Source organism: Facklamia sp. P12955 (assembly GCF_050409565.1).
Lineage (GTDB): Bacteria > Bacillota > Bacilli > Lactobacillales > Aerococcaceae > Facklamia.
Genome location: NZ_JBNUPF010000026.1, coordinates 21260 through 29515, shown reverse-complemented (window position 1 = coordinate 29515; position 8256 = coordinate 21260). Strand labels below are relative to the sequence as shown.

The following is an 8256-nucleotide window of genomic DNA, read 5'->3' as shown; positions in this document are numbered from 1 at the left end:
AAGTAAAAAATAGAGTTGAGGCCTTCGGCCATCAACCCTATAAATTATAGAACCAGATATTTTAAGTAATGAAGACGAATATTTAAAGCTTTTAAAAGTCATTGGAAATAATCAAAGATATGATTTCTTAAGTCAACTTAATATTTATAGCAAAAATCCCAATGCCATTGCTTGTGCTAAGTTTGATTTTTGGAGAAAGAGATTTAATCGAACCGTTATGCGAGGGGAAAAAGGTATTCCAATTATGGAAGATTACGGTTTATATAGAAAAATAGACTATATTTTTGATATTAGTCAGACGGTATCAAGAAGTAAGGAAGTCAATGAGGTCAAATTGTGGTCGTTTAATCCAGAAAGACATGATTTAATTTTAAGTGAGATCCTAGCAGATAAGGGATATGGAGGAAATGACAAGCTATCAGAAAATCTTTATATCCTGGCAAGAATCTATGGAGAGGATAAAATCTATAGTCTAGCCAATGAAATGAGAATATCTGATAGAGACAGAGCTTCCTTTATGAATTTTATCTATCAGTCTATTTCCTATTCTCTAGCAGGACGATTTAATATTGATTACGAAGTAGATAAAAATTTAATAAAAGAAAATTATTTGCACCTAGATAGGATTTCCCTAATGAGTCTAGGCTATGTCGTTTCAGACCTTGTAGAAGAAATTATTGAAGACACTATGGAAAGAACCAGGAATTTTGAATTAAATCAGGGGCTGACAGAAATAGCTGGTGCAGATTATAATAAAGATAGGGATAAAAATAAGGGAGGTAGAGAAGATGTTATTCGACGAGATGATAAGGACACAGGAAATAAAGACAGAGTTTGGGCAGATGGAAACCATGGAAGAGATCGCCATGACAATCAGGGAGAAGACCCTAGACCAATTGGAGAAGGAGAAGGAATTTATCAAGGAGTTTCCCAATCCGACTTATTCAGTGATGAGACTAGACTATCTGGTGAACAGCGAGGAAGACAGCAAGTTTCAGATGTTGATGGAACTTTACGAGGACAAGCAACTAGTCAATCACTTGATGGAAACACAAAAAAGAGCGATCAGTCTATTGAGGACGGAAAAAGAGAACATGATGAAGGCTTGGAATTTAACCGAGACCATGAAGAAGAAGAGTCCAGAAGAATACCAGAAACAAGAGAAGAACATGATGTCAGCCTTGAAGGAGATAATCATCAAGGAGATAGTGGAGGGCTAGGAGAAGAAAATACTGAATTAGGAAAAGGAGCTGAACAGTCTTCTTTTTTTAATGTAGAAAATGATTTAGAGCCAATTATAGAAAAGATAGAACCAACTATCTTAGATATAGATCTATTAGATTACACTGAAGACCAAATTGAACAATTAGAAAGTGCCATAAGAGACTATAAGTTTAGTAAAGTAGATTTAGAAGTTCTTCTTGATCCAAGCCTTCCTTCCTGGAAGATGGAACAATTAAAATGGCTAGTCGATGATATGAATCAAAATGCTAATATAGACAATGTATATTTAAGAAGTCAGGCATTAGATTATCTAAAAAAATCAGAGATTGAAGACATATCAAAATTTATTGTCCTAAAAGATTATCTATGGAAGGGCGAGATTATAGTAGATCAAGCGAGAGCCCTTGAAAAAGAAATCAATATAGATCAAGTTCCTATGAAGTCATTTGTAGAAATACTTGATGAGGCAAAAAACTATAAGGAAAGAAAGGAAAAAGAAGAAGGGCTTGAAAATTTAAGCTTTGAAAAGAAAGATGAGATAGAAGAAGACTATTGGCTCATTGAATTTAATGAAAGGTCACAAACTTTTTCTAAGGATTTTGGTGGGGAAAGATTGTCTGTCGCTTTATTAGATGAGATTTCTGAATTAGATGAAAGAGTAAAAGCTCACAATACCCTTTATGGACTAGATGAGTATGGAGAGATGACTGATTCTTATGAGGGCTATCATAAGTTTTATTTTGACCACTATGTTAATGGAGAAAAAACGGAGCACTTACGAGTTGATATAGGGGATGGAAAGGAAGCTAACAGAGAACTTTTTGACTATCTATACAGTCAGATTGAGGACAAGTCATTAGATAAAGAGATAGCTTTAAAGGTTGGAACAGAATTTACTTTAGTAGAGCCTGATAAGATTCAAGATATAAAAGTTGAAGATACAGGAAATACTGTATTTCTTGATGAAAAAGAATATCCCATGTATCGAGGAAGTAGCTTTGAAGAAAGCCAAAAGATTGATAACTTACTAGATAGTGGAAATTATCCAGTCTTTAAGATAGATGAACACTTAAAAGAAGAAGTAAAGCTATCACTTGGTCAAAGGATTTATTATGACCATGAAGCCTATCTTATTAAAGAAATAGATGATAGTGAAGAAGATCAGGTAATTAAACTTGAAGCCTTGCGAGAGGGTAATCATTATCGACCAGTAATAAGCTTTAAAAATCAAGAAGATTTACTATCAAAAATTAGCCTAGAAAGACCAGACTTTATAGTAGGAGACCAGGTTAGATATCAGGACGATGATTATACTATTACAAATTTTGATACTAGTTCTGATTTAAAGACGGTAACCATTAGATCTCACACAGAATATCTAGGTGGCATGATTCGAGGGTCAAATGTAATTCCTTTTAGAGATGAGAAAATCCTTGAAGATTTATTTACAAGAATAGCAGATGAGAAAGAAGTAGAAAGTCAAGTCGTTGATGAAGAAGTAGTTGAAAAAGATCTTGAAAGTGAAGCTATAATTAAAAAGGATAAGAAAGAACTTATCTCTCTCACACCATCTGAAAGATTAGAAAGAAACATCAGTGCCATAAAAACTTTAAGGCAAATTGAAAAAGAAGATCGACCAGCAAGTAAAGAAGAAAAAGAAATCTTATCTAACTACCTTGGCTGGGGTGGTTTAGCAGATGTCTTTTATGATAATAAAGCTGGGCAGTGGGAAGAAGCTAGAAACTTTTTAAGGGATAATCTATCAGATGAAGAATATGAAAGGGCAAAGGAATCAACCCTAACAAGCTTTTACACACCAAGCTTAGTGATGGACTCTATTTACCAAACCTTGTCGGACATGGGCTATCGTAAGGGAAATATACTAGAACCTTCTCTTGGCGTTGGAGATTTTATAGGTTCACTTCCTAAAAAAATGAGTGAATCAAAAATCTATGGGGTAGAGCTAGATTCACTAAGTGGAAGGATAGCCAAACACCTTTATCCACAGGCTGACATTCAAATTAAAGGATTTGAAGAAACAAACTTTTCCAATAACTTCTTTGATTTAGTCATAGGAAACGTGCCTTTTGGTGATTTTAAGGTTAATGATAGGGAGTACAATAAAAATAACTTTTTAATCCATGACTATTTCTTTGCTAAATCCTTAGATAAGGTTAGAAATGGTGGAATCATAGCCTTTATTACATCCAGTGGAACAATGGATAAAAAAGATGAAAGTATTAGACGATACCTTGCAGCTCGAGCTGAATTTATGGGGGCAATCAGACTTCCTAATAATACTTTTAAGGGAGAAGCTGGAACAGAAGTAACTTCGGATATTATTTTTCTTAAAAAAAGAGATTCCATCATTGAAAGAGATGAAGACTGGATTCATTTAGCAAGTGATGAAAAAGGTTTAGTCTACAACAAATATTTTGTCGACCACCCTGAAATGGTCTTAGGTGAGATGGTAGAAGTTAGTGGACGATTTGGAAAGGAACTGACCTGTAAAGCAAGTGAAGAAAACTTGAAAGATTTACTAGAGATAGCCAGTCAGAAGATTTCAAGTGAACATATTTATGAAGAAATTGAACTATTAGAAGATGAGCTCATTTCTATGCCAGCTACTGATGATGTAAAAAACTTTTCCTATACCTTAATTGATGGAGAGGTTTATTACAGGGAAAACTCCCTACTCATTCAAAAAGAGGTAAGTGACAATTACAAGGAAAAGATTAAAGACTATCTACTAGTCAATGAAGCCCTAAAAGATGTTATTTACAAGCAAAAGGAAGATTTTTCTGATGAAGAAATTAAGAAAGCTCAAGCTAAATTAAATGAGATCTATGATGAATTTTCAAATAGACATGGCTTTATTAATAATCTATCCAATACTAGAGCCTTAAAAGAAGATAGTAATTTCCCACTTGTTTCATCCATAGAAATCTTAGATGATGAAGAACAATTTAAGGCAAAAGGCGATATTTTTACAAAAAGAACTATTAAGAAGGCAAAGGTAGTTGATCATGTGGACACTCCACTTGAAGCCTTAGTCTTATCGGTATCCCAAAAAGGTTATGTTGATTTTTCTTATATGGAAAGTTTGACTAATCAGACAAAAGAAGAATTAATCAATGACCTTCAGGGTGAAATCTTTTTAAACCTGGATGAAGAAGCAGGAGCTAAGTCCATTTCCTTAAATATTGAAGATGGAGATTTACCCTTTGCTGGTGCTAGTGGAGAAAACTATTATGCCTACCGATATGTAACGGCAGATGAATATCTATCAGGCAATATAAGAGAAAAGATTGGCATACTAGATAGTCATATAGAAAAAATTCAGTATGAACTAAACCAGGATGAGAGAAATAGGGTAGCAATTAGTCCAGACTATCGAATCTATAGCGTAGATGAGAAAAAGCTTCTAGAAAAGGAATTAGAGCGTTTAAACTATCAAAAATCTAGGCTAGAGGAGGTCATGCCAGAGGAATTAACAGCCAGTGAAATAAATGTAAGGCTAGGGGCAACTTGGATACCCGTTAAGGATGTAGAAAACTTTGTCTTTGAAACCTTAAAAACACCTAGTTTTGCTAGATGGGATATTAATGTCAAATTCTCCCCTCAAACTTCTGAATGGAATATCGAGGGTAAGAGTAAGGATAATTTCAATGACCTGGCGACCATGACTTATGGAACATCAAGAGTCAATGCTTACAAACTAATAGAAAACTCTTTAAATTTAAAAGATACCAAGGTCTTTGACCGAGTGACAGATATTGATGGGAAAACTCGCTCTGTACTCAATAAGAAAGAAACCATGCTTGCCAGCCAAAAGCAAGAGCTAATTAAAGAGAAGTTTAAGGACTGGATTTTTGAAGATCCAGATAGAAGACATCGCCTGGAAAAAATCTATAACGAAAAATTCAACTCGGTTAGAAATAGGGAATATGATGGTTCTAACTTAACCTTTGATGGTATGAATACAGAAATTAGTCTTCGACCTCATCAAAAAAATGCCATAGCCAGAAGTCTCTATGGAGGAAATACCCTACTTGCCCATGTGGTAGGTAGTGGTAAGACCTTTGAAATGGTGGCATCTAGCATGGAATCAAAAAGACTAGGCATGTGTTCAAAATCTCTTTTTGTTGTTCCTAATCATATTACAGGACAGTTTGGTCGAGAGTTTATGCAACTTTATCCTTCGGCCAATATAATGGTGGCTGATAAAAAGGACTTTCAACCTAAAAACAGAAAGAGATTTATAGGAAAAATTGCAACAGGTGAATATGACGCTGTGATTATCGGTCATAGTCAATTTGAAAAGATTCCTATGAGTAAGGAATATCAAGAAAAGCATATACAAGATGAAATTGAAAATATTGTTAATTTTATTAGTGATTACAAGCATGACAGAAATCAGAATTTTACCGTTAAACAATTAGAAAAAACCAAAAAGAAATTAGAAACAAGGCTTGAAAAACTAAATGATGACTTTAAGAAAGATGATGTGATTACCTTTGAAGAGTTGGGAGTAGACAGGCTATTTATAGACGAAGCTCACAATTACAAGAATTTATATCTTCATACCAAAATGAGAAATGTAGCTGGTATTGGACAATCGGAAGCCTTTAAATCATCTGATATGTACATGAAGTGTCGTTACATGGATGAAATGACAGGGGGTAAGGGAGTGATCTTTGCTACAGGAACGCCTATTTCAAACTCCATGACTGAACTTTACACCATGCAAAGATATTTACAGTATGAGGATTTGAAAAAGCATGGATTAGAACACTTTGACGCATGGGCTTCCACCTTTGGAGAAACGACCTCTGCTATGGAATTAAGCCCTGAAGGAACAGGGTATCGCATTAAAACCAGATTTTCTAAGTTTTATAACCTACCAGAACTTATGAATATGTTTCGTGAAGTTGCTGATATTCAAACAGCAGATATGTTAAATCTTCCAACACCAGAAGCAGAATTTCAAGTTTTAAAAACAGAGCCTTCAGAGGAACAAAAAGAAATTCTATCTTCTTTAGCAGAAAGAGCGGATAAGGTAAGAAACAATCAAATAGAACCTGAAAAAGATAATATGTTAAAGATAACTAATGATGGGAAGAAACTCGCTCTTGATCAAAGACTTATTAATCCCTTGCTTCCTGATCACCCTGATAGCAAGGTTAATGTCTGTGTGAAAAATGTCTTTTCCATTTGGGATAAGACTAGGGAAAACAAATCAGCCCAGCTCATATTTTCTGATATGTCCACACCAAAGGGAGATAGGGAATTTAATATTTATGACGATATTAGACAAAAGCTAGTGGAACTAGGTGTACCAGAAAAAGAAGTAGCTTTTATTCATGAAGCTAATTCAGACAAGCAAAAAGAAGAACTCTTTGCTAAGGTAAGAAAGGGTGAGGTAAGAGTTCTTTTAGGTTCAACGCAAAAGATGGGAGCAGGTACGAATGTTCAAAACAAGCTGATTGCTTTACATGATTTAGATGTACCCTGGCGTCCTGCTGATTTAGAGCAACGAGCTGGAAGAATCGTACGTCAAGGGAATGAGAATGACAAGGTGCATATCTTTAGATATGTAACTGAAAATACCTTTGACAGCTATTTGTGGCAGACGATTGAAAACAAGCAAAAGTTTATCTCTCAAATTATGACTTCTAAAACACCAGTAAGAGCTGCGGAAGATGTAGATGAAAGTTCTCTTAATTATGCTGAAATTAAGGCTTTAGCAACAGGTAATCCTTTAATCAAGGAAAAGATGGATTTAGACAATCAAGTAACTAAACTAAAAATGCTAGAAGCCAATTATAAGTCCAATAAGTATCGTTTGGAGGATAAGGTAAGTAAGAGCTATCCTAGAGAGATAAAAGCTACAGAAGAGCTAATAAAGGCGGTTAAAAAGGATATAGAGCTAGTAGAGCCTAAGTTAAGTGGAGAAGATAGTTTTAATGGGATAACCATAGCAGGAGAAAAGATTCTAGATAAAAAACTGGCAGGAGAAAAATTATTAGAAGCTATAAAGACTGTCAAGATGGGAGAAGAAAAAGAAATTGGTTTATATCGCAATTTCAAGTTAGAGGTTTCCTATAACTCATTTTTTAATGAATATAACTTTTTATTAAATGGTAAAGCTAAACATCAAGGTAGTTTTGGGACGAGTGCTGATGGGAATCTTACCAGGCTAGATAATGTCCTTGGTAAACTAGATGAAAAACTAGAAAGATTAGAAAACAAGCTAGAAACCACCAAGGAACAATTAGTAAATGCAAGGGAGGAGTTGAAAAATCCATTTGAGCAAGCAAAAGAATTAGAGGATAAAGTTTTAAGACTTGCTGAACTAAATAAGCTATTAGATATGGGTGAAGTGGAGGAACTAGAAAATAAAACCCCTCTTATGGAAGATTTAAAAAGAGCCATTGTTGAATTTTGTAATGAAGAATATGATAGCAATGATTCTTATGAAGACTTTGACAAATTGTATCCAGATCTAGCCCATGTTGGAATAGCCTATACAGAAACACCTGACGGAAGAAACTCTATATCTTATGAATTAAACCTTGAAGAGAAGTCCTGGTCGTTATATTTAGACGAGGACATTTTAGTATCAACAGAAAAGTTTGGAGAGGAGGGTATGACGGAAGAAGAAATCATTAAGGAAATGATAGGAAGTATCCATCAAGCAGAATTTAATGATCTGGTGTATATGGATTCAGAAGATTTAATGCAAGCAACTGGCTTAGCCATAGATGATGACGGTAACCTATATGATCCATTAGAAAAAGATTTAGACAATGATGGTATCCCTGATCGATATGACCACGATTTTAAGGATAGTGATTACTTTGAATCGACTTATGATGTAGAGGACAATTATCATAGTAGGGTGGATAGTAAAGAGCAAGTAGAAGATAAGCCATCTATCTTAGGTCAAATTAGAGCCTATCAAAATACCAGTAACGAAAACAAGGAAAAAGCAGTAAAAGAAAATACACAGGAAAGATAAGGGGCTAGAAA

General features: G+C 34.6%; 1 protein-coding gene. It reads left to right on the top strand.

Going from position 1 to position 8256, the window contains the following annotated elements; translation table 11 throughout:
• Positions 1-244 precede the first annotated feature (244 nt).
• Positions 245-8245 (top strand): helicase-related protein, encoded by an 8001-nt coding sequence (locus tag ACQV2G_RS07685; RefSeq protein WP_428876528.1) that lies wholly within the window; start codon positions 245-247, stop codon positions 8243-8245.
• Positions 8246-8256: the final 11 nt, after the last annotated feature.

What these genes read in the sequence shown, in the direction of transcription:
- ACQV2G_RS07685 (WP_428876528.1), top strand. Translation starts at nt 245, where the DNA reads ATGGAAGATTACGGTTTATATAGAAAAATAGACTATATTTTTGATATT.